The sequence below is a fragment of the Dietzia sp. E1 genome (assembly GCF_014145015.1).
Classification (GTDB): Bacteria; Actinomycetota; Actinomycetes; order Mycobacteriales; family Mycobacteriaceae; genus Dietzia; species Dietzia cinnamea_A.
Map to the genome: position 1 here is coordinate 1 of NZ_JAALDU010000048.1, position 339 is coordinate 339.

At 72.9% G+C, this 339-nt stretch carries 1 pseudogene; it reads right to left on the minus strand.

What is annotated here, in order from left to right:
- Window positions 1-336, minus strand: a pseudogene (locus G6030_RS02290) (HNH endonuclease); the annotation flags it as partial.
- Between the last annotated feature and the right edge of the window lie 3 nt (window positions 337-339).

A 339-nucleotide genomic window follows, 5' to 3' on the forward strand; every position in this document is an offset into this window, starting at 1 on the left:
AACCGCCATCTGCTCCGGCATCACCCCCCGCGCCACCACCGACGCAAGGCGGGACAGGCGGGTATGGATCTGCACCCCGGCCGTGACCAACCGCTCGGCATGCCAACACGTCAACTGACACGCCGCCACCAGATGATCACGCGCCCGCGCCGCCGGCGCCAACCGCGCATACCCCGGCCGACGCGACCCCCCGCGGCGCTGCTCGTCCTGCGCCTGCTCGTCCTCCGCATCCTGGGCGAACTGCGCGACCAGCACATACGCCGCCTCCAACCGCGTCGCACCGGCCCGGTTCTGCGCCACAGTCGCCGCGCGAGCCGCCTCACTGACCGCCGCCATGTC